Consider the following 26,928-nt stretch of genomic DNA (forward strand, 5'->3'; position numbering starts at 1 on the left):
GCGCCTATTTACGCTCCATGACGAAACAACGCCGCCATTGCATGCGCAGCGCAGCAATGCGGCAGGCGACAAGGGCGCTCCATGAACCGCCGCACCATGATGACAAGCGTTTTCGCTCTCGCGTTTCTTCCGGCAAAGATCCGCGCCGCGCAGTCGGTGCAGATCGAAGCCTTCGACGCGGCGGGGAAAAGTCTCGGCGTCTCCAACGTCGACAAGGTCGTCAGGACCGAGGCGGAATGGCGCGCGCAACTGTCGCCGCTCGCCTTTGAGGTCACGCGCAGGGAAGGCACCGAGCGCGCCTTCACCGGCCCTTACTGGGACGCGCATGACGACGGGCTCTTCCGCTGCGTCTGCTGCGACACAGCGCTTTTCGACTCGAAAACCAAATATGATTCCGGCACCGGCTGGCCGAGCTTCTTTGCGCCTATCTCGAAGAACAACGTCATCGAGAGCGCGGACAATTCCTTCGGCATGCGGCGCGTCGCCGTCTCCTGCAAGCGCTGCGACGCGCATCTCGGCCATGTCTTCACCGACGGGCCGAAGCCTACGGGTCTGCGCTATTGCATGAACGGCGTCGCGCTGCGCTTCGTCGCGCGCGGAACGGCGCAGGGGCAGGCGCAATGAAACGCGTCGCTCTTTTCGCCGCCGCCATCGCCCTGCTCGCGACGCCGCTTCGCGCGGCGGAGCGCGCGGTTAGCCTGCCGCCCCCGGCCTATGATCCTGCGCCGGCGACCGCTAACGCACGGAAGCTCGTCGTCGCCGGCGGATGCTTCTGGGGCGTGCAGGGCGTGTTCCAGCATGTGAAGGGCGTCACGCGCGCGGTGTCCGGCTATGCTGGCGGCGCGAAGGAGACCGCGCATTACGAGAGGGTAGGACGCGGCGACACCGGCCACGCCGAGTCGGTCGAAATCACCTATGATCCCGGCAAGGTGAGCCTCGGCGAATTGCTGCGCGTCTATTTCTCTGTCGCGCATGATCCGACGCAGCTCGACAGGCAGGGGCCGGATGTCGGGACGCAATATCGCTCGGCGATCTTCGTCGCCGATACGGAGCAGGAGAAAATGGCGCGCGAATATATCGCGCAACTTTCATCCGCGAAGGCGTTTCCCACGCCGATCGTCACGCGCATCGAGCGGCTCGGGGCGTTCTATCCCGCCGAAGCCTATCACCAAGATTATCTCGTCCGCCATCCGGATGCGCCATACATCGTCTTCAACGATTTGCCGAAGATCGAGAATCTGAAACGGCTTTATCCCGCCATCTATCGTGACGCGCCCGCGCTGACGAAGAATTAGCCGCCGAACAGGCGTCGGAAGAATCCCTTCGGCTTCTCGGGGGGCGGGGGCGACGGCGGCGGTGAGGGCGGCGGCGCGGCGGCGGCGGCCGTCATGCCGGCGGCGACGCGCGTCTGCGCCTCCTCGCGTTCGACGCCCGCGCGCGCGAGGAGCGCTGCAAGCGTCCTCGCATGTTCGGGCGGCGTCCATTCTCCAGCGCGACGCGCGTTCAGATAATCAGCGAGCCTCGCCGCCGTTTCGCCGTCGTGGCTTTGCTCGAAGTGGACGATCGCGAGCTCGACCGCCGATTCATCGGCAAGCTGACGCGCGGCGATCACGGCCGCGCGGCGAAGCCCTGCATCGGCTGCGAGACCAATGCGCGCGTCGCGCAAGGCGAGCGCGTCCTGTTCCTGCGTCAGCGCCCGCAAGGCGTCCGCCTGTCCGGCGGGGTCGAGTTCGGCGGGAGTTATCCCCTCGAGACCACAGGCCGCGACATAGCGCTGGAGCAGCGAGGGCGTTGCGCGCGCCTCGCTGCGAAACCTCGGACTCTGGGCCGCTTGCGCAAAAACGCCGCCGCGCGCAAGCGCCGCCGTCAGCGCGGGATCGACGCCATAGGCGGCGTAGCCGCCGAGATCCTCCAGATGCGAACGGGCCGGCGCCGAGGCGTCGGCGACGAGCGCCGCAAAGCTCGTCTGCGCCAGCGGCTCGAACACGTCCCACAGGCCCGCGGACTCGAAACGCGCCTTGAAACTCGCGCGCGCGAGCGCGTCGTTGAGCACGGCGACGAATTTCTCGCGGCGGCTCCTGAGACCTGCGGCGCGTTCGGCGACGATGCGGGCCGCCGGGCCGCTGGTCGTCGCCCGCGCGGCCGCCGCGGCGCGGCGCATCATCTCGTCGAGCAGCGGCTCGTCCTCACCGATCCGGCGCGGGGTCAGCCCGTCGCCCTCGACGCGCAGCAGCCGCGCAAAGGGCGGCCCGCCCGGGTCGGCCGGCGCGACGCCGATGTCGCCCGCCGCCGCCGTCGGACAGATCAGGCCGATATCGTCGCCGAGCGCCGCGCCATAGAAGTCGATCTCCACGGTCTCGCCGAGGCCCAACGGGTTTTTATCGTCGCCGCGGCGAACGGTGACGCCATCGGCCTCGGCCCCTTCCGGATCGAGAATGAGATTGAGCAGATTGGCGACGACCACGGCGTCGCTCGACTCGACCGCGTCGGGATGCTCCCCCGGCTCGCCGGTCGCTTGGCGAATGTCCTCGAAACTCAGAGGATCGATCACCGGCTCTCCCGCCTGTTTCTGCTCCTGCATCCAGCCGCGCAGATGGCGGCGCTGCTGCAGGACGAGCGCGACCGACGTGCGGCCGAGCAATCCGGCGCTCTCCTCCAGCGAATCGGGGATGCGCAGGCGCAGCGCGGCGCGTGGCGCGCCCTGTTCGCGCAGCCAGTGCTGCATGATGGCGAAAGGCGCCTCGCGCGTATCGGCGGCCGCCTCCGCCTCGAAGGGCATGGCTTCGAGCGTCAGCCGATTCTGAAAGGCGGGGAAGATGCGCCGCGCCGGCGCCAGCCGCGCGACGAGCGCGCCGCTCTCGCTTCGCTCCACGGCGCGGCGCTGGCCGATGGCCCAGACCAGCCGCGCGCCCGCCGAGGCCGTCTGCTCGCGCGCGAGGCGCTCCAGATCGCCGCGCGCCGGTAGCGGAACCAGCCGGAAGGAGACGGGATCCGCGCTTTCCGCCTCGGGCAGGAGCGTCATCAGCAGGCGCCACTCGCCGCCCGGCGGCTGCTCGCGCTCGGAACCCAGAACGAGGCGCAGTTCGGAGCCGTCGGCGGCGAAAAGACGCAGGAAGCGGTGATCGCTCGGAATATCCGAAATGACGATGCGCGCCCGCCAGCGCGCGGCGTCGATCACGTCGATGAGCGTGGGAGCGATCGAGAAGTCTTCGTCCCTCGCCGAGACGAGGGTCAATTGGGGGCGCGCGGCGATCGCCGCCGGGCTCTCGGCGCCGTCGAAGCAACCGATCACGAGCCGGCGTCGTCCGTCCCAGAAATAATCGAACTGTTCTCGCCACATCTGCCGCAGCGCCCGGATGATGCATGGCGCCGCAGCCATGCGAAGGAAAGGCGCCCAAAGAATAGCCGGGCCGGCCCCTGCCGCGCAAATCTCCGACGACTCCGCTTGACGCTGTTGCGAATCGCGCCCATCTTTCGAGGCGTAATCTTTCCAGCGGGAGAGTCCGGCGCGTCGCGCCGGCGCCGAAGGCGAAACCGCCCCGGAAACGCTCAGGCCAAAGGACCGCGGGAAGACGTAGGACTCTGGAAAGCGACGCGGCGCGCAAGCGCTTCGTCCACCGACGGGCGTAACCCGCAACGCAGGCTCGAAAGAGCGGCGTTCGGGGAAATCTCTCAGGTCACCGGACAGAGGGGGCGCGCAAGAGCGGCAGGACCGCGTCTTGCGTCACACGCCCGCGCCGGAGAGTCCGATGACCGCCACGCCAGACGTCCACGCCGCGCCTCTCGCGTTTCTGCCGCTCGACCGCCTGCACCGAAGTCTCGGCGCGCGCATGGCGCCTTTCGCGGGCTACGACATGCCCGTGCAATACGCCTCGGGCATTGTCGCGGAGACTTTGCAGACGCGCGAGAAGGCGGGCTTGTTCGACGTTTCGCACATGGGTCAGGCGATTCTCGCCGGCGCGGGCGCCGCGCGGGCGCTGGAGAGCCTCACGCCCGCCGATCTCGCCGGCCTCGCCCCCGGCCACACCCGCTACACGCAGCTTCTCGACGAAAGCGGCGGCATTCTCGACGACCTGCTCGTCACTCGCCTTCCCGGCGTCGAGGAGCGGCTGTTTCTCGTCGTCAACGCTTCCCGCAAGACGGCGGATTTCGCGCTGATCGCGGCGCGCCTTCCGCATTTCGACCTGAACATCCTCAACGACCGCGCGCTGATCGCCCTGCAGGGACCGCGCGCGGCGTCGATCCTCGGCGCTCTGCTCCCCGGCGCCGAGGATCTTCCTTTCATGAGCTGGCGCGCTTTCGACTTCGACGGAGCGTCGTTCTTTGTTTCGCGCACCGGCTACACGGGCGAAGACGGGTTCGAAATCTCGCTGCGCGCCGATCGCGCGGAAGATTTCGTCATGCGCCTTCTGGCGCATGAGGACGTTGCGCCCGTCGGGCTCGGCGCGCGGGACGCCTTGCGTCTCGAAGCGGGGCTGCCACTCTACGGCCATGACATCGACGAGACCACCGATCCGGTCGAAGCCGGCCTCGCCTGGTCGATCGGCAAGCGCCGCCGCGCGGAAGGCGGCTTTCCCGGCTTTGCGCGCATCAGCGCGGCTTTGAGGGATGGACCGTCGCGCCTGCGCGTGGGCCTGCTTCCGCAGTCGAAAGCGCCGGTGCGCGACGGCGCGACCCTGCTTGCGCCTAACGGCGAAGAAATCGGCCTCGTGACGTCCGGCGGCTTCTCGCCGACGCTGCAACGGCCGATCGCGATGGGCTATGTCGCGCGCGGTCACGCCAGCCCGGGCGCTTCACTTTCGACGGACGTCCGCGGAAAGCGCGTCGACATGATCGTCGCGCCGCTGCCCTTCGTCGCGCATCGCTACCACAAACCGAAAGACCAAGAGGACCAAACATGAGCGGACTGCGCTTCACGAAGGATCACGAATATGTCCGCCTCGACGGCGACGTCGCCGTCGTCGGCATTTCCGACTATGCGCAGGCGCAGCTTGGCGACATCGTTTTCGTCGATCTGCCCGCCGTCGGCAAGAAAGTCGCCAAGGGCAAGGAGCTCGCCGTAATCGAAAGCGTCAAGGCGGCGAGCGAAGTTTACGCGCCCGTGGGCGGCGAGGTGATCGAGGCGAACGCAGAACTTGGCGAAGCGCCTGCGCTCGTCAACGAAGACCCGCTCGCGCGCGGCTGGCTCGTGAAACTGCGCGTGGAGAATGCGGCGGAAATCGACACGCTGATGGACGAAGCCGCCTACGCCGACTTCGTGAAAACATTGTAGCGGGGAGAGAGGATAAGAAGATGCGCTATCATCCGCTGTCCGAGGCCGACAGGAAATCCATGCTCGCGACGATCGGCGTCGAGAATATGGAGGAGCTCTACGCCGACGCGCCCGCTTCGACGCTGCTGAAAGAACCGCTCGATCTGCCGCCGCACAAGTCGGAGCTCGAGGTCGAGCGCATCTTTTCACGACTGTCCGCACGCAATACGCCCGCGGGCCGCGTTCCCTTCTTCGTCGGCGCCGGCGCCTACAAACATCATGTGCCGGCGAGCGTCGATCATCTGATCCAGCGCTCGGAATTTCTCACGAGCTACACGCCCTATCAGCCGGAGATTTCGCAGGGCACGCTGCAATATCTCTTCGAGTTCCAGACGCAGGTCGCGCTTCTCACTGGAATGGAGATCGCCAACGCCTCGATGTACGACGGCTCGACCGCGACCGCCGAAGCGGTGCTGATGGCGCATCGCCTGACGAAGCGGCGCAAGGCGCTTCTTTCCGGCGGGCTGCATCCGCATTACGCCGATGTCGTGCGCACGACGTCGCGCCTTGCGGGCGACGAAGTCGTGACGTCGCCGCCGGACGTTCGCGCGCACGAAGACCTCATTTCGCAGATCGATGAAACGGTTTCCTGCGTCGTCGTTCAGACGCCCGATTTCTTCGGCAATCTGCGCGATCTGACAAAAATCGCCGAAGCCTGTCATCGCAATGGGGCGCTGCTGATCGCCGTCTTTACCGAAGCCGTGTCGCTCGGCCTTCTCACATCGCCCGGCGCCATGGGCGCGGATATTGTCGCCGGCGAGGGACAATCGATCGGCAATGCGCTGAATTTCGGCGGGCCCTATGTCGGTCTCTTCGCCACGCGTCACGATTACCTGCGGCAGACGCCGGGCCGTCTGGCGGGTGAAACGCATGACGCCGACGGGCGGCGCTCCTATGTGCTGACGCTTTCGACGCGCGAGCAGCATATACGCCGCGACAAGGCGACCTCGAACATCTGCACCAATTCCGGCCTCTGCGCGCTTGCTTTCTCCATTCACCTCACGCTGCTCGGCGAAGCCGGGCTGACGCGGCTCGCGCGCCTCAATCACGCCAACGCCGCGCGGCTTGCGGACATGCTCTCGAATGTTCCGAACGTCGCGGTGCTGAACGACAGCTTCTTCAACGAATTCACGCTGCGCGTGAAAGCCGACGCGGCGACGCTCGTTGAAAAAATGGCGGCGCGCGGCGTTCTCGCGGGCGTTCCCGTCTCGCGGCTTCTGCCGAACGCGGGCCTCGACGACCTCCTCGTCGTCGCCAGCACGGAAGTGAATACGAACGAAGATCGCGCGGCCTTCGTCGCCGCGCTGAAAGGAGCGCTCTGATGCTCGACCGGCCTGCTCACATCGACGACATGGACGAGACGCCCGCAACCTTCACCGGCAATCGCGGACTCGATCTGGAAGAGCCCCTGCTCTTCGAGATCGGCCGCATCGACGCCACGGGCGTCGACGTCGATGAACCGCCGCCGGCGCAAACGCGCCTCGGCGGGCTCGAACGCAAGGGCGCGATCGGCCTTCCCGGTCTCACCGAGCCCGAGACCATGCGTCATTACGTGCGCCTCTCGCGCAAGAATTATTCGATCGACGCGGGGCTTTATCCGCTCGGCTCCTGCACAATGAAGCATAATCCGCGTCTGAACGAGAAGGTCGCGCGGTTCGATGGCTTCGCCGACGCGCATCCGCTGCAACCCGTTTCAACCGTGCAGGGCGCGCTCGAACTGATGCAGACGCTCTCGCATTGGCTGATGACGCTGACCAACATGCACGCCGTGGCGCTGTCGCCGAAGGCCGGCGCGCATGGCGAGCTGTGCGGGCTGATGGCGATCAAGGCGGCGATTGCGGCGGCGGGCGAAAGCGAAACGCGCAATGTCGTGCTGATTCCCCAATCGGCGCATGGCACCAATCCCGCGAGCGCCGCCTTTCTGGGCTTTTCCGTGCGTGTCGTTCCCGCCGCGCCGGACGGAACGGTGCGCGCCGAAGCAGTGAAGGAAGTGATCGGCCCCGACGTCGCCGCGATCATGCTGACCAATCCCAACACCTGCGGCCTCTTCGAGCGCGACATCGTCGAGATCGCGCGCGTGGTGCACGAGGCGGGCGGCTATTTCTATTGCGACGGCGCCAATTTCAACGCCATCGCCGGCGTCTTGCGGCCGGGCGACTTCGGCATAGACGCGATGCATATCAATCTGCACAAGACCTTCTCGACGCCCCACGGCGGCGGCGGGCCGGGCGCCGGCCCGGTGGTTCTGTCGGAGCGCCTCGCGCCCTTCGCGCCGGTTCCCTTCATTCGAAGGGAAGGAGAAACGCTGCGCCTCGTCGAGCATGCGGAAGGAACGCAGAGCTTCGGCCGCATGACCGCCTTCCATGGCCAGATGGGCATGTTCGTGCGCGCGCTCGCCTATATGCTCGCGCATGGGGCCGATGGCGTCGCGCAGGCGTCGAAGGACGCGGTGCTCGCGGCGAATTACCTGCGCGCGTCCCTGCGCGACGTCATGAGCCAGCCTTTCGGCGACCGCGTCTGCATGCACGAGGTTCTCTTCGACGACGCCTGGCTGAAGGGAACCGGCGTTACGACGCTCGATTTCGCCAAGGCGATGATCGACGAGGGGTATCATCCCATGACGATCTATTTCCCGCTCGTCGTTCATGGCGCCATGCTGATCGAGCCGACGGAGTCGGAGTCGAAAGCCTCGCTCGACCTCTTCATCGCGACGCTTCGCGATCTCGCGAAAAGCGCGCATGAGGGCGACGCGCAGCGCTTTGCCCAGGCGCCGCGTCTCGCCCCGCGCCGGCGCGTGGACGAAACGCTCGCCGCGCGCAAACCGGTGCTGCGCTGGAGCGCCGCATAAAAAAGAGGAGGCGCCTTTCGGAGCCTCCTCTCATCTTCAGACTCGCGTCGAGATCATCGCGTGCGCGGCGGCAGGATCGGGAGCACGACTTCCGGCTGTTTCCCCGTCAGCGACTTCAGGAAGGCGACGATTTTTGTCGCCTCGTCGTCCGTGAGCTTCTGGCCGAGCTGCGTTTCGCCCATCACCGTCACAGCGTGCTTGAGGTCGAAGGTCGCGCCGGTGTGGAAATAGGGCGCGGTCAGTTCGACATTGCGCAGCGACGGAACCTTGAAGGCGTATTTGTCGGCGATGTTTTTCGTCACCGCAAAGCGGCCCCAGTCGTCCGCCGGCAGGTAATCCGCCGGCGGCGGCGCGACGACGCCGAATTTCGCAAAGGACGCGCCGCCGATGTTGACGCCGTTGTGGCAGCCGGCGCAGCCCTTCTCCATGAAGAGCCTGGCTCCCGCCTTCTGATCGTCGGTCAGCGCCGCGTCGTCGCCCTTCAGCCAGCGGTCGAAGGGCGCGTCGGGCGTGATGAGCGTGGCTTCGAACAGCGCGATGGCGCGGCCGATGTTTTCATAGTTGAGCGGATCGGGCTGGTCGGGGAACGCCTTGCTGAAGGCGTCGACATAGCCGGGAATCGTCTTCAGCTGCTCGATCGTGCGCTGCTTGGCGGCGGCGTGCTCGACCGGGTTGATCGCCATCGGGCCGCCGCGCGTCTTCAGCATCGCCTTGGGATTGGCCATGACCGAATTGACGACCTGGTCCTTGAGGTCCGTGTTGCGGCCGTCCCAATATTGCGACTTGTTGAAGACGGCGTTGAGAACCGTCTGCACCTCGCGGCCGGCGAGCTGGGCGTTGTGGCCGCCCGACAGCGCCCCGCCGTCGACGCCGCCCATGCTGAGATTGTGGCAGGCGGCGCAGCTCATGTCGCGCGTGTCGGAAAGGCGCGGCTCGAAAAACAGCATCTTGCCGAGCGCGAGCTTTTCCGGAGTCGCGGTCTCGCCGGGAAGGGCGGGCGGCGTCTGCGGCAGCGGCTCGAACAGCCCCTTCGCCTGGTCGCGAAGGGCGGCGTCCGCGAGGGCGGATCCGGCCGCGAGCGCCGGCATGGAAAGAGCTGCGACAAGAGAGGCGATCAACGAAAGACGCATGTTCGAGACCCGGTTTTCGGAGAGCGATCGAAGACGGAATCGATTTATAGCACGTCTCGCGCCGGGCGCGGCGCCAAACGCCGGCGCGACTTATTGGCTCGCCCAGAGGATTCGCGCGATCCAGCTCACCTCCTCGCGGGGGATCACGCGGTCCGGATAGGCGGGGTTGATCGACCGCAATTCGACCGTGCGGGCCGTCTGGCGTTTGAGCTCCTTGGCCATGATCTCGCCGTCGGTGGTCTTCACCACCACACGGTCGCCGCGGCGGACGGGGGCGGCGGGCGAGACGATCACCACATCGCCGTCGCGATAGAGCGGAAACATGGAATCGCCGGAAATTTCCAGCGCATAGGAATGTTCGTCGGCGTCGGCGAGCACGTCGATCTCGTCCCAGCCGGCGCCGATGGCGAAGCCGGCGTCGTCGAAGAAGCCGCCCGCCCCGGCCTGGGCGAGGCCGATGAGCGGCCGCGTGTGCTTGCGGCAGGCGCTGCTGTTGGCCGAAACCAGCGCCATGAATTCGTCGAGGCTCGCGCCCGTCGCCTGCAAAACCTTGGCGATCGATTCGGTGGAGGGCCAGCGCTGACGCCCGCTGGCCGTCTCGCGCTTGGAGCGGTTGAATGTCGTGGGATCGAGGCCCGCCTTGCGCGCAAGGCCGGAGGGCGTAAGACCGTAGCGCTCGCCGAGCGCGTCGAGGGCCGCCCAGATCTGGGCGTGGGAGAGAATGTCCGTCATCAGCGAGCTCAGGGTTGCAACGGAAGGGTTTCCTATGAATAGGAATATAACGGTTGACAAATGCGCACAATAGGAAACAAACGCGCCACCCTGACCGGGTTGCAGGTCTAAATTGCCGGAAGAGAAGCGTTTTTCCTCAGGCCGCCGCCCGGGTGGCGGAAGAGGGCTGCGCGCCCTTCTCGCAACGGGGCTGGCCGCCGCCGGCGCCGCGCTCGCCGCAGGGGCGATCCTCGCGCCCGGCGAAGCCGCCGGCTTCCTGCGCGCCGTGACCGGAGACGACGGCGCGCGGCTCATGGCGCTCGTCATCTTCGCCGCGACCTATCTGGTGCTCGCGATCGGCAAGCTGCCCTTCTACCGGCTGGACCGCGCCGGCGCCGCGCTGCTCGGCGCGAGCCTGATGGTCGGGGTCGGCGCGCTCACGCTCGATCAGGCCTATCGCGCCATCGACCTCAACGCCATCACGCTGCTCCTCGGCATGATGATCGTCGTCGCCAATCTTCGGCTCTCCGGCGTCTTTCGACTCGCCGCCGACTGGCTCGCGACCGCCGCGCGCCGGCCGATCTATCTCCTCTCGGCGATCGCCGTCGCGACAGGGCTGCTTTCGGCCTTTCTCGTCAATGACGCGATCTGCATCGTCATGCCGCCGCTCGTTCTCGATCTCCTGCGGCGCCTCGAGCGCGATCCGGTTCCCTATGTGCTGGCCATTCCGCTCGCCTCCAACATCGGCAGCGTGGCGACGATCACGGGCAATCCGCAGAACATGATCATCGGCGGCGCGTCGGGACTTTCCTACTCCGCCTTCGCGGGCGCGCTGTGGCCCGTGGCGGCGGCTGGCGTCGTTCTGACCATCGTCTTCATCGCCGCGGCCTTCCCGCGCGAGTTCTTGACGCGCGAAACGCTGGCGCCTCCCGGCGCGACGCGCGGCGCCTGGCATCCCGCGCTCGCCGGCAAGGCGCTGGCGACGACGGCGGCGATGGTGATTTTCTTTTTCGCCGGCGTTCCTGCCGCCAAGGTCGCGATCATCGCGGGCGCGCTTCTGCTGCTCACGCGGCGCGTGAAGTCGCAGAAAGTCTATCGCGAGATCGACTGGCCTCTGCTGCTGATGTTTTGCGGCCTTTTCATCGTCGTGGCCGGTTTCGAGGCCGCAGCCGTGACGCCCGAACGCGCGGCGGAGATCGGCCGCCTCGCGCTCGAAAAGGCGCCGGCGCTGGCGCTCGTTGCGGCGACGCTTTCCAATCTCGTCAGCAATGTGCCGGCGGTGCTGGTTCTGAAACCCTTCGTCGCCAGCCTGTCCGACCCGCAGCGCGCCTGGCTCGTCGTCGCCATGGCCTCGACGCTCGCCGGAAATTTCACGCTGGTCGGGTCGGTCGCCAATCTCATCGTCGTCGAGCGCGCGCGCGCAGCGGGCGTTTCGATCGGCTTCTGGACCTATTTCAGGATCGGCGCGCCGCTGACCCTTGTGACGATCCTCATCGGGCTCGCGATCCTTTAAGCGTTGGGCGCTTCCTCTTCCGCCTGCTCCGCGGCGCGGCCGGAGATTTTGCGCCGCACCCGCTCGCGTTTGAGCTCCTTGCGGCGCTGCACCTGGCGCTCGCGCGCCTCCTCCCCCGAGGGTTGCAGGATCTTGCGGAACTCGTCGCGCTTCTCGTGGATGGACGCGATCACATAGCCCATGGGCACGCCGATATCGACGAGGACGGTCTCGGCGAGTTGCAGACTCGCCTCGATCGTTTCGGGAATGGCGTCGCTCGCGCCGAGGCGATAGAGCGCCGTCGCGTGCCGGGCGTCGCGCGCGCGGGCGACGATGATGAGGTCGTTGCGAATCTCATGCGCGACCCGCACGATTTCTTCTGCGGCCGGGGCGTTCTCGACCGTGACGACCAGCGCACGCGCCTGCGCGACGCCGCAGCGCAGGAGAAACTCTCGCCTTGTCGCGTTGCCCCAGTAGATTTCAACGCCTTCTTCACGCCCCTTGGCGACGAGCGAGACGAGATCATCGACCGCGACGAAGGGCACGTTGTGCCGCGTCAGCATGTCGCCGACGAGACTGCCGATGCGCCCGAAGCCGACGATCAGCACGCGCCCTTCGGCAATCTGCGCCTCCGGCGCCAGATGGGCGTGTTGCTCATCCTCGGCCACGACGGCGCCGCCCTGCGCAATCCTGACGCCGACCCAGCCGAGGAAGGGAATGAAAAAGATGCTGAGCGTCACGACGACCATGGCGTCGGAGCCGAAGTGCCCGGGCAGAACGCCTGCGCCCATGGCCGAGGTGAGCAGGGCGAGGGCGAATTCCCCGCCTGGCGCGAGGAGCAGCGCCGCCTCGAGGGCGACGCGCCACTCGATACGAAACAGAAGGGCGAGACCGAAGATCAGCGCGGCCTTCACGATTGTGAGCCCCACTGCGTTGAGCACGACAGGACCGGGGTCGGCGACGACGGCGCCGATGTCGAGGCCTGCGCCCACCGAGACGAAGAAAAGGCCGAGCAACAGGCCCTTGAACGGCTCGATCGTAACCTCGATCTCGCGGCGAAACTCCGTTTCCGCCAGCAGCAGCCCGGCGATAAAGGCGCCAAGCCCCATCGAAAGGCCGGCCGCGGCGGTGATCAGCGCCTCGCCGATGACGACGAGGAGGCAGGCCGCCATGAACAGTTCGGTGAGCTGCGCCGAGGCCACGAGCCGGAACAGGGGGCGCAGCAGCAGCCGGCCGAAGACGATGAGACCGGCGAGCGCCAGAAAGGCCGGCAGGAAGGCGGATGCGGCCTCGAAGGCGCTAAAGCCCTGCTTGGCGTTGGCGAGAACGGAGACAAAGAACAGCGCCGGCGCCACCATCAGATCCTGCAGCAGCAGAATTGAAAAGGCGACGCGGCCGGACGTCTTGGCGAGCCTTCGCCCCTCGGCCAGCACCGGCATGACGACCGCCGTCGAGGACATGGCGAGCGCGCCGCCCATCAGGATCGAGGGCGCCGGCTCGACATTGAACCAGAAGTGGCCGATCGCGGCGAGGACGGTCGTCGACACGGCGACCTGCGCCAGCCCGAGTCCGAAGACCAGACGCCGCAGTCTGACGAGGCGCTCCCAGGACAGTTCGAGCCCGATCATGAACAGCAGAAACACCAGGCCGAACTCGGCGAGGCTCGAAACGCCCTCGACATCGGTGATGGTGAACATCGACGCCCAGCTGTTCTCGCGCGCGAAGCGCCCGAGGCCGAAGGGGCCGAGCGCGGCGCCGGCAAGCAGAAAACCCAGAACGGGGCTGATCCTGAGACGATGGAACAGCGGCACGACGACGCCCGCTGTCGCAAGAAAAACCAAAGCCTCGCGATAGGATTCCAGATGTACGGAATTCGTCATGCCGCCCTTTTCGTCCGCCGATTCCAGAGGTTGAATATACGGCGCGCGCAACTCATTGCGAGAAAAACAACGGCGATCTGGCGCCGGTTTCTTCAGCATCGAGGCGGAAGCGCCGACAAGAAAGACTGAGAGGCCGGCGCAGCGACGACCGGCCCCCGTTTTCGGCAATCAGATCGGCCACGTTTGGAATCAGGCGAAGATTTCCACTGCTCCGCTTGCAAGACGGTAGATCCCGCCGACGATCCTGACCCGCTTCTCGTTGACGGCAGCGCTCAGAAGCGGCGTCGCGCTCTTGAGCGCCTCGACGCCGAGACGCACATTTTCCTGTGTCGCATTCTCCAGCTGATCGCCCGGCCGGCCCGCAACCGCTTTCACGGCGGGCGTAAGCGCCGCGACAAGCGACGGCAGATGACCGGGCAGCGTCGTCCCGTCCGAAATCGAGGACATCGCGGATTTGACCGCGCCGCAGGCTTCATGGCCGAGCACGAGCAGCAGCGGCGTCTTCAGGACCTCGACCGCAAATTCGAAACTCGCGACATTGTCGGGATTGACGAAATTGCCGGCGACGCGACAGACGAAGAGATCGCCGCGCGAACTGTCGAAAGCATATTCCGGCGCGATGCGCGAATCGGCGCAGCTGAGGATTCCCGCAAAAGGATTCTGTCCGCCGACGAGCGCCTCGCGTTCCGCAATGAAGTCGTGCCGCCGCGCGACTCCCGTCTGATAGCGCTTGTTGCCCTCCATCAGCCGCGCGAGCGCGTCGTCGGGGGTCATCACATTTTCAGGCTTGGGCGGGGCGGATTGTGTCGGCCGCGCCTCTTTCCCGCGCGATTTTCTGCCTTTCGCGTTCGCCTCGCCCGCAATCGTCAGCGCGGCCGCAGCGGCGGCGCCGAGCATGAAAGTCCGGCGAGGCGTTTTCCGGCCGTGAGCGATGTCGGGAAATCCACAGGACAGGCACATGATCAATCCTCCAAAGGATGACAAACTGCCTGGTTTCCGCCAGCTCAGGCTGCACTCGATCATTAACCGTCGCACGGGGCCGAAGATAGGGCGCAAAAGAAACGCCGCCCCGAAGGGCGGCGTCCGGCGTGAGGATTAACGGAGCGGATTTCTCGATTTATTCCGTGGGAGCGGCCGCAACGGCGCGGGCGGGCTTCGCCGCCGGCCGCGCGGCGCTCGTCTGGGCCTTGACGGTGGCGTTGGCCGCCGGCGCCTGCGCCGCGGTCGCGACGCGCGTCCAGGTCTCGCCGCTGCACAGCACGCCCCAGAGGCAGCCTTTCAGGCTCAACTCATTCGCCGATTTGAGGCTGATGAAGCCGTCGTAGGTCTTGCCGTCTTCGGCGTTGAAGAGTTTGCCCTTCCATTCATTGGGGCCGGTCTTCGTCGCGCCGCGCAGGATCACGGTGCCGACGCCGCTCTGGTCCTCGGGGTTCTTCGCGGCGATCACCTTGGCGCAGAGCAGGCCGTCGCAGTCATAGAAGCTGAACTGCACGCCGCCTTCGGAACGCAGCCAGACGCCGCGGGGATCATTCGCGCTCACCGCGCCGGCGGGAGTCGCAAGGAGCGCGATGGCGGCGGCGGGAATCGACAGGCGCGAGAGAACGCGGACGAGGAGATCGAATACGGAGTTACGCTTCATTTCGATCGCTCCTTTGTTTGGCGATGTCGAATATTGTTGAACCTCATCTTGGCGAATCTTCGACCCTGAGCCGTTAATAAATTGACAACCATAAATCGTCTTCGACATCAGCAGGTTGAATCGTTTTGCTACACGCCGGACGTCGGCGTCCGGCGTGAGCCCGGCCGTAAAGTCGTCGCAATTTCAGGGCTGAAGCAGGCGCTTGTAGACCTCGAGCGTCGCGCGCTGCATTTCTTCGACCGAGAAGCGCGTCTGCACGTTTTTTCTCGCGCGAAGCGTCAATTCGTCGCGGGCCGAGGCTTTCATCGCCAGCGCTTCGAAGATCGCATGCGCGAGCGCCGAAGCATCGCCCGGCGGCACGCGCCAGCCGGTCGCCAGTTGCGTGGACGTCTGCGGCGGCGCAAGAACGATCTCTGGCGAGGCGCCGATGTCCGAGACGATCACCGGCGCGCCCATCGCCTGCGCCTCGATCGCGATGCGCCCGAAGGCTTCGGGCTCGGTGGAGGGCGCGGCGATGACGGCCGCTGCGAGATAGGCCGCCGGCATGTCGTCGCAATAGCCGACGCTGCGCACGATTTCTCCAACGCCCGCACGCGCGATCTGCGCCTCGACGCTGCGGCGGAAGGATTCGCTGTGCGCATCGCCGACAAAGAGGATGCGAAGATCGCGGGCGCCCTCGCTCATGAGCCGCCTGGCGGCCTCGATCATCACCGAATGGCCCTTGCGCGCCGAAAGCCGCGCGGGCAGCAGCACGATGCGCTCATGCGGCGCGACGCCCCATTCGGCCCGCAGCCGCTCGACCCGCGCCGGATCGACCACTGCGGGCGAAAAGGCGCGAAGGTCGGCGCCGCGCGGGATGACGACGATGCGGTCGCCCGTCAGCGGATGCAGCTCGCGAATGCGCTGCGCCGCGAATTGCGAATTGGCGATGACGAGATCGCCGGAGGCCATGATCGAATTGTAGCGAAGCTTGATCGGCGACACGCCGTAATAGGCGCTGTGATAGGTCGTGACGAAGCGCGCATTCGTCTGGCGCGTGGCGTAATAGGCGACCCAGGCCGGCGCGCGCGAACGGGCGTGGACGATGTCGACGCCCTCGTCGCGGATGATGCGGGCGAGCTGCACCGAATTGAGCGCCATCGCGATCGGGTTCTTCGTCGCCGCCGGAAAAGGCAGCCACTCGCCGCCCTTCGACTGCAATTCGCTGACCATCCGCCCGCCATGCGACGCGACGAGACAACGCGCTCCCGCCTGGCTCAGCGCCTCGGCCATGTCGATGGTGGCGCGCTCCGCTCCTCCCGACTGAAGGTTCGGAACGATCTGCAGCACCGTTCGACCCGCCAGCGACTGGTCGGCGGAAGCGATGGAGGCGAGCGGATGAGCCATGGGAAGCTGCAAGGGCGAGCTGGCGGTGGACGGTTGCACGAGCACGCTCGCATTCTCTTTCGAGATTATTTACCAACTATGAGCGAATTGCGGAATTTCAAGCGTCGCGCAATTTTTGCCGCCGGGACTGCGGCGCAACCCCAATCGGGAGCCGGCCGTGACTGAGCCCGACATCGATTTTCTCGACATCCCCAATCCCGCCGGCGGCGCCCCTTGGCGTATCGCGCGGCGCCTGCGGCCAGCGGTCGGCGCGGGCGCTCGGTCGCCCGGTCTCGTCTGGCTCGGCGGCTTCGCTTCCGACATGGCCTCGACCAAGGCGGGGTTCCTGGACGCATGGGCGCGGGAGCGGGGACGGGCGTTCCTGCGCTTCGACTACGCCGGCCACGGCGCTTCGGAAGGGAGCTTCGCGGACGGCTGCATCGGCGACTGGCTGGAGCAGACGGCCGCCGTCTTCGAACGCTCGACGACGGGGCCGCAGATCGTGATCGGCAGCTCCATGGGCGGCTGGATCGCGCTGCTGCTCGCCCGCCGCTTCGCCGAAAAAGGCGCGTCGGACCGGCTTGCCGGATTGATCCTGCTCGCGCCCGCGGTCGACTTCACGGAGGAGTTGATCTGGAAGGCGCTGCCCGAAGAAGCGCAGCGCGAGATCATGGAGAAGGGCGCCTGGATGCGAGCCTCGCAATATTCTCCGGACCCGACGCCGATAACCCGCAAGCTGATCGAGGATGGGCGCAGTCATCTCCTGCTCGGAGGCGTTATTCGCGCGCATGCGCGCGTGCACATCCTGCAGGGAATGGCTGACCCCGACGTGCCATGGCGCCATGCGCTGACGCTCGTCGAGCATCTCAGCTTCGATCCGGTGACGCTCACCTTCATCGCCGACGGCGATCATCGCCTCTCGCGCGAACAGGACCTCGCCCAGCTCGCCTCGGCCGTGGAGCTGATGAGCGCGCCGCCGCCCGGCGAACCGGCGCGCGATCTCCTTTCCTGAGACGCGCGCCTCACGCCAGATTTACCTGGCGCGCCGGGCCGCAAGACGCTCGATTTTCGTCGCGAGATCGTTGCGCCGGAAACTGCGCGAAACCGCCTCGCGCGGGCTGACCGCATCATTCGTCCCTTTTTGAAACGCGCCGGAAGCCTCGCGCGGCAGATTGCCCGTCTCCCAGGCGGTAAAGATAAGCTCGCGGGATGATTTGCGATTCCGGCTTTCGAAACGGCTGCTGACGCTCACAGGAAACTCTCCCAAAATCAATGTTGAACAGCTTGAACACAACATAAGGTTGTATCGATGTCAAACAGGTTGCGTCTGCCGAATTAAGCGGACCTTAAGCATAACGATCCGTGACCGAATTGCTTCAGCTTTGCATTAACAGGTGCCGCGCATGATCGGGCTGCAACGCCATGACCGGCGTTTTGGCGACAGCCGGCCCCGACAGCCGGCGCCGCCGCGGACAAATGAGTTGTCTCGACGATGCGCGTCTCTTTCCGGTTCCTGGCCACAGTGGCGCTGGCGGCGTTGACGTCACTGCCGGAGGCGAAGGCCGCCGACTGGTATACCGGCGTTCCCACCGACGGGACGCCGGCGCCAAGGGCGCCCCGCGTCGCCATCGACGTCGCGATCGACGGCACGTCGCAACGCGCGCTTTCGGGCGCGCTGATCGGCACCATCGCCCCCTTCACGGCCATGGACCGCAGCGGCATGCGCGTGCGGCTCAGCGGGCTTGCGGGCACATATGTCTATGCGCCGTCCAATCCCTTCCTGGGCGAGATTCACGGCACGATCGTCGGCGGCGCCTTTCTTTTCGGCTATGAATGGGTGTTCAAGCGCGCGACCGTCGCGCTTTACGCCGGCGGCGAGGTCGTCAACACGAGCCTCTCGCCCAACGATCCCAACAATTCGGCCAAGGGCGGCAGCGGCGGACTGAAGCTCGCGGCGGATTTTTTCACCACGCCCACCGACCAGACGATGATCGCGGGCGTGCTCTCCTATTCGACCAATTACAATTCCTATTACGGGCGGCTGAAATTCGGCATGGCGCTTTCGGACCATGTCTATGTCGGGCCGGAGGTCGTCGCGCTCGGCGACAATTTCTTCCAGCAATGGCGCCTCGGCGGCCATGTGTCGGGGCTTCGCTTCGGCGCCCTGCAATTCGGCGCGGCGGCCGGATTCCTGAATGACCGCGTGCGCGGCGGCGGCGTCTACGGAACGCTCGACACGCGCGTGACCTTCTGATCCGCGCGCGGACAAGCGGAAAATCGAATCATCGTTAACTTGGCCTTCAGCGCACCCGTCTACATTCAAGCTTGGCAGATGTGAGGCTGTGTATGTCCGGGTTGCGTGCGTTCGCCTGGGTGGCGACAGGAGTCTTCGCGGTTGCGTTGCTGACGCAACCGGTGAGCGTGCAGGCGCAACTCGCGCTGAGCGTCACCACCATAGGCCTGCTGATCCTGGTCTGGATTTTCGGCCGCGGCCCGCTGGCGCGGCAAATCTATCTGTCGCTCTCGAGCTTCATCGTCATCCGCTACGTCTACTGGCGCCTGACCTGCACGCTGCCGCCGGCCTCCGATCCGATCGGCTTCGGATTCGGCATGGTGCTGCTTTCCGCCGAGCTCTATTGCGTCGCGATTCTCGTCATCAGCCTCATCGTCAACGCCGATCCGGTGAAGCGCAGGCCGCTCGAACGGCGCCGCGACGAGGAGCTTCCCGTCGTCGACGTCTTCATCCCGACCTACAATGAAGACGAATATATTCTGGCGACGACGGCCGCAGCGGCGATGTCCATGGACTATCCCAGGGACAAGCTGAACGTCTGGCTGCTCGACGACGGCGGCACCGATCAGAAGTGCAATGATGCGAATCCGGTGAAGGCGGAAGCCGCGAAGCTGCGGCGCGCGTCCCTGCAGGAGCTCTGCAGGCGGCTCGGCTGCCATTATCTCACCCGCGCGAAGAACGAGCACGCCAAGGCCGGCAACATGAACAGCGCGCTCGCTCATGTGAAGGGCGACATCGTGCTCGTCTTCGACGCCGATCATGCGCCGTTCCGCGCCTTCCTGCAGGAGACGGTCGCGCATTTCATCGACGATCCGAAACTCTTCCTCGTGCAGACGCCGCATGTCTTTCTCAATCCCGATCCGATCGAGAAGAACCTGAAGACCTTTAGCCGCATGCCGTCGGAAAACGAGATGTTTTACTCGCTGACGCAACGCGGCCTCGACAAATGGGACGCCTCCTTCTTCTGTGGCTCGGCGGCGCTGCTGCGCCGATCCGCGCTGATGGAGACGGGAGGCTTCTCCGGCGTCACCATCACGGAGGATTGCGAGACCGCCTTCGAGCTTCACGCGAAAGGCTATTCCAGCGCCTTCGTCGACAAGCCGCTCATCGCAGGATTGCAGCCCGAGACCTTCTCGTCCTTCATCGGTCAGCGCGTGCGCTGGTGTCAGGGCATGCTGCAGATCATGATGCTCAAGAATCCGATGTTCAAGAAGGGCCTCAAGCCCATTCAGAAACTCGGCTATCTCTCGAGCATGACCTTCTGGTTCTTCCCCTTCCCGCGCCTCGTCTTCATGCTGGCGCCGCTCGCCTACATCCTTTTCGACGTGAAGATATTCGTCTCCAATGTCGACGAGGCAGTGGCCTTCACCGCGACCTACATGGTCGTGAACGTCATGCTTCAGAACTATCTCTTCGGCTGCGTGCGCTGGCCCTGGGTCTCCGAACTCTACGAATATTGCCAGGGCGTTTTTCTCAGCAAGGCGATCGTGTCTGTCGTGATGAACCCGCGAAAGCCGACGTTCAACGTGACGGCGAAGGGTCTCACCCTCGACAATGACCATCTCTCCGAACTGGCGTGGCCGTTCTTCGCCATGTATCTCGTGCTTCTGACCGGCACGCTGGTCGCGGCGTTCCGCTATGTCGTGGAGCCCGGAGTCAGCAATCTGATGTTCATCGTCGGTCTGTGGAACACGTTCAATCTCGTCATGGCGGGCGTCGCGCTCGGCGCCGTCTCGGAGCGCAAACAGCCCGACCGCCATCCGCGCCTCGCCATCGATCGCAAGGGCTGGCTGGAGGTCGCGGGAGAAAAAGTCGCCGTCGAAATCGCCAATGTGTCGGCGGGCGGTTGCGCGGTGCGCCTGGTGGATGAAATGCCGGCGGCGCTGCTCGAAGCGGAGGACACGCGCGCGCGCCTCACGATCGAACCCATCGGAGAGCTCGTCGGCGACCGCAGCCTGCCGCTCGTCTTCCGTCGCACCCCGACGGGCGACGATCTCTATGGCTGCGAGTTCGATACGATGCAGGCCGAGGAATATTACGTTCTCGCCGATCTGATGTATGGCGATTCCGACGCGCTGCCGCGTTTTCTGGAGAGCCGCCGCAAGCACAAGAGCATCTGGGCCGGCACCGGCCAGTTCATCTGGTGGGGCCTCGTCGAGCCCGTGCGCGCCTTTGCCTATCTGTTCAAGCGCAAGCCGCAGGATGAGCAGGCGCCCGAAACCGCGCCTGCTCCTCCCATGGCGGCGACCGCCTGGCTGCATCGCCTGACCGCGCAGGCCGCGTCGGCGACGAAGAAAGCGGGCGAAACGGACGCGCTCGCTCCCGCCGCCCGCAAGGAATCCGCATGATCGCCGCCATCGCAAATATTTTCGCCCGGCGTATGGCTTGCGTCATCGCGACGACGCTCGTTGCGACCGAGACATTCGCGCAGGCGATTTTCCTCACCGCCCCGCCGACGATCTCGAAAGTCGAACAGCCGTCGACTGGCGCGCCGGTTCCCGCGCCCCTTCCCCCGCCCGCAAGGCCCGCCGCAAACGTCGCGCGGCCGGCGCCGGGACCAAAGCAGCGCGTGACGATTCTGCGTCATCTCGCCAACAATATTCAGGGCTATCGTCTCGCCGGGGAGACCGGCGCGTCGGAATGGCCGATGTATCTCACCGACAGGCAGGCGCGGCGGAAGCTGCAATTCCAGCTGGGCTATCTCTCCGCCGTTTCGGTGATGCCGGAAGTCTCCACGCTGACGCTGACGATCAACGATCAGACCGTCGGCGCGACGCCGGTCAACGCCGTGCAATCGGTGAAGACCGTCGTCTTCGACATTCCGCCGGGGCTGATGCGCCCGGGCTTCAATTCGCTGCGCCTCTCCACCGAGCAGCGCCATCGCGTCGACTGTTCGCTCGAAGCCACGCAGGAATTGTGGACGCAGATCGATCCCACGCAGACCGGCCTCATTCTCGACGAGGCCGACGCCGGCGTCGACGCGATCGGCGATCTCGCCGCGCTGCCGGCCGACGAACAGGGCGCGCTGCCGATCCGCGCGGTGACGCCCGCGAATGCGAAGACGAGCGACATCGAACGTCTGTTGCGCGTCGTGCAGCTCATCTCCATCGTCGGCCGCTTCGAGCAGCCGGTCGTCGATTCCGGTCCGCTCGCGGGAGGGCGCTACGGCGTGAATCTCCTCGTCGGCACGGCCGCCGAACTCTCCGCGACGGCGGGCGCCGAAATGGTCGGCGTCGTCACTGGCCCGCGCGCCTTCGTCGTTCCGGGAACGCCCGAGCGGCGCACGACGATCGTCGTCACCGGCGCCGACGCGGCGCAGGTCGACACGGCGATGAAAGCGTTTCTCGTCGCCACCAAGCCGAAGGGCGCAGCCGCGGGATTGCGCGCCGCCGCGGCCTTTCCCGGCTTCCGCATGGAGGGCGGCCAGCGCGTGAAGCTCGCCGAGCTCGGCGTCAAGAGCGTGGAATTCGACGGCAGGCTTTATCGAGCGGCCTTCAACATCATAATGCCGCCGGATTTCTATCCCGCCGACTATGGCCGCGCGACCTTGCGCGTCGCCGGCGGCTATGCGCCGGGCCTGACCTCCAAGGCGCAGCTGGTCATGAACGTCAATGATCGCACAGCGGTGAGCCTGCCGCTTTTGAAATCGACGGGCGAAGTGTTCAAGGACAATCCGCTGCCGCTGCCGCTGGGCTTTTTGCGGCCGGGCCTCAACCGCATCGAGATCGAGGCGCATGTGCCGGCGCCGTCGGACGAGAGTTGCGACACGCTCGCCGCGAAAGTGGAGTCGAACCGGTTCCTTTTCCTGGACTCCACAGAGATCGAGATGCCGGCGATCGCGCGCGTGGGCTGCATGCCGGACCTCGCGGTGACGGCCACGGGCGGCTTTCCATACGCCGTCGCCTCGAACCGTTCGAAGCTCTATCTGCCGCGGCTCGACTCGAAATCCGTCGGCGCGGCGGCGACGATCGTCGCCCATCTCGCCATCGCCGCCGGCCGGCCGATCGATTTCGAGATCGCCTCGACGCCTCCGCAGGGCGACCACGGTCCGACGCTCGCGGTCGCGCCCTATGACGCGCTGGATCCCGATCTGCTGCGCAGGCTCGACATGCCGGTGGACGAACTCGCGCGCGCCTGGCGCGACAAGATCGGCGCCGAGAGCGCGAGCGACCACGCCGCGGCGCTGTCGAGCGGCGAGGCGGCGCGGCGCAATCGACTCGTGCTGCAAAACAATTTTCCCATGGCCTGCCATCCGCCGAAATCGCCCGACGCTTTCGGCGCGATCTTCAGGCGCGTCGATCTTCAGGCGACCGGCGCGACGGCGCCGGCGGCGTCCGAGGCGCCGACCGAAGCGGAAGATCCGAACACGCCGCGCGACCTCTTTCAGGAATGGGACGCGCGCGTGCGCAATGAGCGGCGGTTCAGCGCGACCATCGCGCAATGGGCGCGCAGCTTTGGCGAATGGAGCAAGGCGAAATTCACCGACGCCGGCGTGTGGATGCGCAATTTCGAACATGGCGGCGACAAGTCCGACATGACGTCGCAGACCCTGCTCGCGCTCGGCCAGAATATTCTGGGCGCGGAGAGCGGGGAGGTGTGGACCGTCGTCACCGCTCCGAACGCCGATCTTCTCGCCGACTCCGTCGCCTGTCTCGTCGATCCGCGCGTGTCGCGACAGATCGGGGGGCGCGTGTCGCTGCTCGATCTCTCCCAGGCGAAGATCAACGTAACGCCGGTCGACAATGCGCGCTTCGTCGTCACGCAGCCGCTCTCGGTCGGCAATGTCCGGCTCATCGCCGCCGGCTGGCTGTCGCTCCATTCGCTCTATTACGTCGCGGGCGCCGTCTCGCTCGCCGTGACGCTCGCGGCGGCGACGCGGCTCTTCGTCAAAAATGTCGGCCGGAGGACGCAATGAAGCGCCTCCCCTGCGCCATCGCGCTTTGCCTTGTCGCGACATTCGCGCGCGGAGAGCCCGCGCCCGCCGCGACGCCTCCCGAAACGTCCGCCGCCGAACCCGCGCCCGCGCCCGCGCCGAAAAAGGCGCCGCGCCTCGCGCTCGATTCGCGGGAGCTGCCGCTCGGCGGCGCGCTGAAGACGCCCGCCATGTGGCAATCCTACAAGGCGCGCTTCGTCACCGATCAGGGGCGCGTCGTCGACACCGGCAACAATCTCATCAGCCACAGCGAGGGGCAGGGCTACGCCATGCTGCTCGCGGTGGCCGCCAATGATCGCGCGACTTTCGAACGCGTCTGGGGATGGACGCGCGCCAATCTGATGGTGCGCGACGATCAGCTCATCGCCTGGCGATGGGAGCCGGGAAAACGCCCCGCCGTCGCCGACATGAACAACGCCTCCGACGGCGACATTCTCGTTTCATGGGCGCTGGCGGAGGCGGGCGACTTCTGGAACGACATGAGCTATCGCACGTCCGGAAGGCGCATCGCCGTGGAGCTCGCGCGCAAGCTCGTGCTGTTCAAGACGAAGATGGGCGCGATCCTGCTTCCCGCCGTGACGGGCTTTCACGCCGACGATCGTCCGGACGGGCCGGTGGTCAATCTGTCCTATTACGTCTTCCCCGCCTTCTCGCGGCTCCATCTCGTGGCGCCGGAAGTGGATTGGGCGGGGCTCACGCAAACGGGACTCGATCTGCTCGACGCGACGCGCAAGACTCCCGACGCGCTGCCCACCGACTGGATTTCGCTGAAGAACCAGGAGGCGAAGCCGGCCGCGGACATGGCGCCGCAATTCTCCTACAATGCGGTGCGCGTGCCGCTTTATCTCGCTTGGGCGGGCGTTGGCGAGCGCGAGCAATATGCGCCCTTCATGACTCTGGTGAAGCGCACCAGAGGCGCGCTCGCCATCGTCGACGTCACCACCGGCGCCGAGGTCGGCCGTTTCGGCGACAGCGGCATTGGCGCGATCGGCGCGCTGACGGCCTGCGTCTTCGAAGGCGCGAAAGCGCCGCCGCAGCTCCTCGCCGCCGACGCCGCGGACAATTACTACCCCGCGACCTTGCGCCTTCTGGCGCTGATCGCAATGCAGATGAGGCATGGCGCATGTCTCGGATAACGCCCCGGCTCGCCGCCAGTCTCCTCGCAATGGCGCTTTGGCTGACCGCGGATGTCCATGCGGCGCCGTCGCCCACGGAGCCGGAGCCGCCCGCGCAGAAGAAAAAACCGCCGGCGCCGGAAATGAAGGCCGCCTCGAAGGAGGCGAAACCGGCGCGCCCGGCGCCTGCGCCCATTCCTGTGGTGGGCGGCCCTGTCGCGCCCGACGATCATGCGCTGCGCTATTACGCCTCGCTGAAACAGATGGCGCGGGTCAATGCGGAGCTGACGCGCCTGCGCCGCCTCTATCCCGCCTATGAGCCGCCCGCAGATCTCTATGAAGCGCCGGGCGACGGCGGCGTGGACGAGGAGCCCTTGTGGGCGCTGTATTCCGCCGACCGGATCGACGAGCTGAAAGCGGCGATCGCCGCCAAGCAGCGCGAGACGCCGACCTGGAAGCCATCCGCCGATCTGACCAAGAAGATGCGCCGCAAGGAATTGCGGCTCAGGATCGGCTCGTTCTGGAAGGCCGAGAAATTTCTCGACCTCGTCGATTACATAAAGGGCGAGAATGTCGATGTGAGCGAACTCGCCGAAGAAGTCGACGTTCTCTGGACGATCGCCGAAGCCTATGCGCGGGCCAAGCAGAACGAAGACGCGGTGAACATGTTCAAGCGCGTCCTCACCACGTCGAAGGATTCGCATATCCGGGTCGCGACGATCCAGAAGGCGCTGGGCTCGCTGCGCATGGCCGACGTCGAGACGCTGCTCTCTTCTGTCCCCGGCGCGGCCGAAGGCGCGAATGAATATGCGCCAATCGCCATCGACATCACGCGCGCGCGCATCGCGGCCTTCCTGCATGACGAGCGCGCGGAGGAAGTTCCCGTCCCCGACATGCAGAAATTCGAGGCCTACGCAAAGGAGAGCCGCGACGCCAACCAGCTCGGCCTCGTCGCCTGGTACGATTACAAGCGTCGCGATTTCGCGGGCGCGCTGGAGTGGTTCAAGCTCGCCATACAGAACGACGGCGACGCGATGATCGCGCATGGCCTCGCCCATTCGCTGCGCGCGCTGAACATGCTGCGCGAGGCGGAGGAAGTCGCCTTCGCCTGGCATGAGCCGCTGGCGAACAACATCATCCTGTTTCTCGATCTCTTAGAGACCGACCTCACGCGCGAGATTCCGCCCTACATCGAATCCGACCGGCTCGCGCGCTATGCGAAAGTGACGATGGAGGCGGCCTCCGGCGAAGGCGCGCAGGCGCTCGCCTGGTACGCCTACAACAGCTGCCAGTTCGACGTGGCGCTGTTCTGGTTCGAGCGCGCGGTCGCGTGGTTCCCGAAGGACGCGACGGTCTATGGCTACGCGCTCACCCTGCGTCGGCTGAAGAAGGAGAAGGGGCTTTACGAACTCGCCAATCGCTATGACGGGCTTTTCGCCAAGGTCATCGAGATTCTCTTCCCCGACGGCTATTACCATCCGCCGACGCCCTGCGATCAGAAAGGCGCGGAACGGCTGCACGGCGCGCCATTCCGTACGGCGGCCTATGTGGCTCCCGGCCCCGCGACGATTCCCGGCGCGCCGGCGAATTACGATCCGCAGGCGGCCAGCTATCTGGCGCAGAAGAACGCCTCGACGCCGATCGACATGCAGATTCCGCAGGAGATTCTGCTCCAGCGTGCAATGAAGAACATCAGGGGCCGATTCCCCGCCGTCGTGGCGCCCGAGAATCCGCTGCGCTTTCGCGCCCTGCCGATGGCGACGAATAATCGCGCTCCTGCGCATGGCCTGCCGGTCGCATCCGAGAGCCCGTTGCGCAAGGACCCGGCGACGCAGCCGCCGCCCCTCGTCGCCCGCCGCACGCCCGGCGTGGGCGCCATGCCCTATGAGCATTACGGCTTCAGCCTGCTTCCCGGCTGGAACGGCGTGGAGACGGCGACATGGCCGCCCTATTCGCAGCAGATCGCGCCCGCCGGCACGCAATGGGCGTCGCAGGACGCCGATCCCGCGAAGGCGGGAATAGCCGTCTTCGACGCGCGCAATCCGGCGAACGCCCGCGGCCTTCCGCCCGCCGGCTATGGCGCGCAGCCGACGCCCCGCGCCCCGTCGAACGCCTATGCCGCGCCCGGCCCGCGCGACGCTCCCCCGCCCGCGGCCCCGGCGCCTCCGGGCGCCGCCTATGGCCAATATCCGCAACCCGTGAGTCGCTGAC

Annotated in this window: 20 protein-coding genes and 1 riboswitch; of the genes, 13 read left to right on the forward strand and 7 right to left on the reverse strand. The window is 66.2% G+C overall.

Features of this window, described 5'->3' with window-relative positions; genetic code table 11:
• Positions 1–81: 81 nt before the first annotated feature.
• The gene (gene msrB, locus LG047_RS09265) at positions 82–624 is read left to right on the forward strand and encodes a peptide-methionine (R)-S-oxide reductase MsrB (RefSeq protein WP_370635035.1); all 543 of its coding nucleotides are present in this window, start codon (positions 82–84) and stop codon (positions 622–624) included.
• The gene (gene msrA, locus LG047_RS09270; RefSeq protein ID WP_227966408.1) at positions 621–1,295 is read left to right on the forward strand and encodes a peptide-methionine (S)-S-oxide reductase MsrA; all 675 of its coding nucleotides are present in this window, start codon (positions 621–623) and stop codon (positions 1,293–1,295) included. Before msrB ends, msrA begins: the two co-directional genes overlap by 4 nt.
• Here the strand turns inward: msrA and LG047_RS09275 are convergent.
• Positions 1,292–3,379, reverse strand: coding sequence for a hypothetical protein (locus LG047_RS09275; RefSeq protein WP_227966409.1), 2,088 nt, complete (start codon positions 3,377–3,379; stop codon positions 1,292–1,294). The genes msrA and LG047_RS09275 overlap by 4 nt on opposite strands.
• Positions 3,380–3,484: 105 nt before the next feature.
• A riboswitch (glycine riboswitch) is annotated at positions 3,485–3,575 on the forward strand.
• A gap of 174 nt (positions 3,576–3,749) precedes the next feature.
• Here LG047_RS09275 and gcvT point away from each other — a divergent pair.
• From gcvT to gcvPB, 4 genes are read left to right on the forward strand one after another with little or no spacing between them, the layout of a single operon-like run.
• Positions 3,750–4,901, forward strand: a complete 1,152-nt coding sequence (gcvT, locus tag LG047_RS09280) for a glycine cleavage system aminomethyltransferase GcvT (protein WP_227966410.1) — start codon at positions 3,750–3,752, stop codon at positions 4,899–4,901.
• On the forward strand, positions 4,898–5,272 hold the full coding sequence (gene gcvH, locus LG047_RS09285; protein ID WP_036284131.1) for a glycine cleavage system protein GcvH: 375 nt from the start codon (positions 4,898–4,900) through the stop codon (positions 5,270–5,272). The genes gcvT and gcvH overlap by 4 nt, the downstream gene beginning before the upstream one ends.
• Positions 5,273–5,292: 20 nt before the next feature.
• The gene (gcvPA, locus tag LG047_RS09290) at positions 5,293–6,633 is read left to right on the forward strand and encodes an aminomethyl-transferring glycine dehydrogenase subunit GcvPA (protein ID WP_227966411.1); all 1,341 of its coding nucleotides are present in this window, start codon (positions 5,293–5,295) and stop codon (positions 6,631–6,633) included.
• Complete coding sequence (gcvPB, locus tag LG047_RS09295; RefSeq protein WP_227966412.1) at positions 6,633–8,159, forward strand: aminomethyl-transferring glycine dehydrogenase subunit GcvPB; 1,527 nt, start codon at positions 6,633–6,635, stop codon at positions 8,157–8,159. Before gcvPA ends, gcvPB begins: the two co-directional genes overlap by 1 nt.
• Positions 8,160–8,212: 53 nt before the next feature.
• On the opposite strand, the gene LG047_RS09300 is transcribed toward gcvPB, so the two are convergent.
• Positions 8,213–9,289: a cytochrome-c peroxidase gene (locus LG047_RS09300; RefSeq protein WP_227966413.1), complete on the reverse strand. Its 1,077-nt coding sequence runs from the start codon at positions 9,287–9,289 to the stop codon at positions 8,213–8,215.
• Between the two features lie 90 nt (positions 9,290–9,379).
• A complete protein-coding gene (locus LG047_RS09305; protein ID WP_036284137.1) occupies positions 9,380–10,021 on the reverse strand; it encodes a helix-turn-helix transcriptional regulator in 642 nt (213 codons plus the stop codon).
• Between the two features lie 292 nt (positions 10,022–10,313).
• Here LG047_RS09305 and LG047_RS09310 point away from each other — a divergent pair, with 292 nt between their 5' ends.
• Complete coding sequence (locus LG047_RS09310) at positions 10,314–11,513, forward strand: anion transporter (protein WP_227968468.1); 1,200 nt, start codon at positions 10,314–10,316, stop codon at positions 11,511–11,513.
• On the opposite strand, the gene LG047_RS09315 is transcribed toward LG047_RS09310, so the two are convergent.
• The 4 genes from LG047_RS09315 to LG047_RS09330 form a co-directional block, all read right to left on the reverse strand.
• Positions 11,510–13,372, reverse strand: a complete 1,863-nt coding sequence (locus tag LG047_RS09315) for a cation:proton antiporter (RefSeq protein ID WP_227966414.1) — start codon at positions 13,370–13,372, stop codon at positions 11,510–11,512. The two genes, LG047_RS09310 and LG047_RS09315, sit on opposite strands and share 4 nt — an antisense overlap.
• 189 nt (positions 13,373–13,561) lie before the next feature.
• Positions 13,562–14,332 carry a carbonic anhydrase gene (locus LG047_RS09320; protein ID WP_227966415.1) on the reverse strand — a complete coding sequence of 257 codons (771 nt, stop codon included), beginning with the start codon at positions 14,330–14,332 and terminating at the stop codon, positions 13,562–13,564.
• A 157-nt stretch (positions 14,333–14,489) separates the two neighbouring features.
• Positions 14,490–15,011, reverse strand: a complete 522-nt coding sequence (locus LG047_RS09325; protein WP_051134248.1) for a DUF2147 domain-containing protein — start codon at positions 15,009–15,011, stop codon at positions 14,490–14,492.
• A gap of 183 nt (positions 15,012–15,194) precedes the next feature.
• Positions 15,195–16,397: a glycosyltransferase family 4 protein gene (locus tag LG047_RS09330; RefSeq protein ID WP_036284139.1), complete on the reverse strand. Its 1,203-nt coding sequence runs from the start codon at positions 16,395–16,397 to the stop codon at positions 15,195–15,197.
• A 157-nt stretch (positions 16,398–16,554) separates the two neighbouring features.
• Here LG047_RS09330 and LG047_RS09335 point away from each other — a divergent pair, with 157 nt between their 5' ends.
• From LG047_RS09335 to LG047_RS09360, 6 genes are all read left to right on the forward strand, one after another.
• Positions 16,555–17,388: an alpha/beta fold hydrolase gene (locus tag LG047_RS09335; protein ID WP_227966416.1), complete on the forward strand. Its 834-nt coding sequence runs from the start codon at positions 16,555–16,557 to the stop codon at positions 17,386–17,388.
• 480 nt (positions 17,389–17,868) lie between these two features.
• On the forward strand, positions 17,869–18,630 hold the full coding sequence (gene bcsS, locus LG047_RS09340; protein ID WP_227966417.1) for a cellulose biosynthesis protein BcsS: 762 nt from the start codon (positions 17,869–17,871) through the stop codon (positions 18,628–18,630).
• Between the two features lie 92 nt (positions 18,631–18,722).
• Positions 18,723–21,017 carry a UDP-forming cellulose synthase catalytic subunit gene (bcsA, locus tag LG047_RS09345; protein WP_227966418.1) on the forward strand — a complete coding sequence of 765 codons (2,295 nt, stop codon included), beginning with the start codon at positions 18,723–18,725 and terminating at the stop codon, positions 21,015–21,017.
• On the forward strand, positions 21,014–23,584 hold the full coding sequence (locus tag LG047_RS09350; protein WP_227966419.1) for a cellulose biosynthesis cyclic di-GMP-binding regulatory protein BcsB: 2,571 nt from the start codon (positions 21,014–21,016) through the stop codon (positions 23,582–23,584). The genes bcsA and LG047_RS09350 overlap by 4 nt, the downstream gene beginning before the upstream one ends.
• A complete protein-coding gene (locus LG047_RS09355) occupies positions 23,581–24,738 on the forward strand; it encodes a glycosyl hydrolase family 8 (RefSeq protein WP_227966420.1) in 1,158 nt (385 codons plus the stop codon). The genes LG047_RS09350 and LG047_RS09355 overlap by 4 nt, the downstream gene beginning before the upstream one ends.
• Complete coding sequence (locus LG047_RS09360; RefSeq protein WP_227966421.1) at positions 24,726–26,927, forward strand: hypothetical protein; 2,202 nt, start codon at positions 24,726–24,728, stop codon at positions 26,925–26,927. Before LG047_RS09355 ends, LG047_RS09360 begins: the two co-directional genes overlap by 13 nt.
• Position 26,928 lies beyond the last annotated feature (1 nt).

Source organism: Methylocystis sp. WRRC1 (assembly GCF_020733155.1).
GTDB lineage: Bacteria > Pseudomonadota > Alphaproteobacteria > Rhizobiales > Beijerinckiaceae > Methylocystis.

Coding starts and splice junctions, on each gene's coding strand:
- msrB (WP_370635035.1), top strand. CDS start 82: ATGAACCGCCGCACCATGATGACAAGCGTTTTCGCTCTCGCGTTTCTT.
- msrA (WP_227966408.1), top strand. CDS start 621: ATGAAACGCGTCGCTCTTTTCGCCGCCGCCATCGCCCTGCTCGCGACG.
- LG047_RS09275 (WP_227966409.1), bottom strand. CDS start 3,379: ATGGCTGCGGCGCCATGCATCATCCGGGCGCTGCGGCAGATGTGGCGA.
- gcvT (WP_227966410.1), top strand. CDS start 3,750: ATGACCGCCACGCCAGACGTCCACGCCGCGCCTCTCGCGTTTCTGCCG.
- gcvH (WP_036284131.1), top strand. CDS start 4,898: ATGAGCGGACTGCGCTTCACGAAGGATCACGAATATGTCCGCCTCGAC.
- gcvPA (WP_227966411.1), top strand. CDS start 5,293: ATGCGCTATCATCCGCTGTCCGAGGCCGACAGGAAATCCATGCTCGCG.
- gcvPB (WP_227966412.1), top strand. CDS start 6,633: ATGCTCGACCGGCCTGCTCACATCGACGACATGGACGAGACGCCCGCA.
- LG047_RS09300 (WP_227966413.1), bottom strand. CDS start 9,289: ATGCGTCTTTCGTTGATCGCCTCTCTTGTCGCAGCTCTTTCCATGCCG.
- LG047_RS09305 (WP_036284137.1), bottom strand. CDS start 10,021: ATGACGGACATTCTCTCCCACGCCCAGATCTGGGCGGCCCTCGACGCG.
- LG047_RS09310 (WP_227968468.1), top strand. CDS start 10,314: ATGGCGCTCGTCATCTTCGCCGCGACCTATCTGGTGCTCGCGATCGGC.
- LG047_RS09315 (WP_227966414.1), bottom strand. CDS start 13,372: ATGACGAATTCCGTACATCTGGAATCCTATCGCGAGGCTTTGGTTTTT.
- LG047_RS09320 (WP_227966415.1), bottom strand. CDS start 14,332: ATGTGCCTGTCCTGTGGATTTCCCGACATCGCTCACGGCCGGAAAACG.
- LG047_RS09325 (WP_051134248.1), bottom strand. CDS start 15,011: ATGAAGCGTAACTCCGTATTCGATCTCCTCGTCCGCGTTCTCTCGCGC.
- LG047_RS09330 (WP_036284139.1), bottom strand. CDS start 16,397: ATGGCTCATCCGCTCGCCTCCATCGCTTCCGCCGACCAGTCGCTGGCG.
- bcsS (WP_227966417.1), top strand. CDS start 17,869: ATGCGCGTCTCTTTCCGGTTCCTGGCCACAGTGGCGCTGGCGGCGTTG.
- bcsA (WP_227966418.1), top strand. CDS start 18,723: ATGTCCGGGTTGCGTGCGTTCGCCTGGGTGGCGACAGGAGTCTTCGCG.
- LG047_RS09350 (WP_227966419.1), top strand. CDS start 21,014: ATGATCGCCGCCATCGCAAATATTTTCGCCCGGCGTATGGCTTGCGTC.
- LG047_RS09355 (WP_227966420.1), top strand. CDS start 23,581: ATGAAGCGCCTCCCCTGCGCCATCGCGCTTTGCCTTGTCGCGACATTC.
- LG047_RS09360 (WP_227966421.1), top strand. CDS start 24,726: ATGTCTCGGATAACGCCCCGGCTCGCCGCCAGTCTCCTCGCAATGGCG.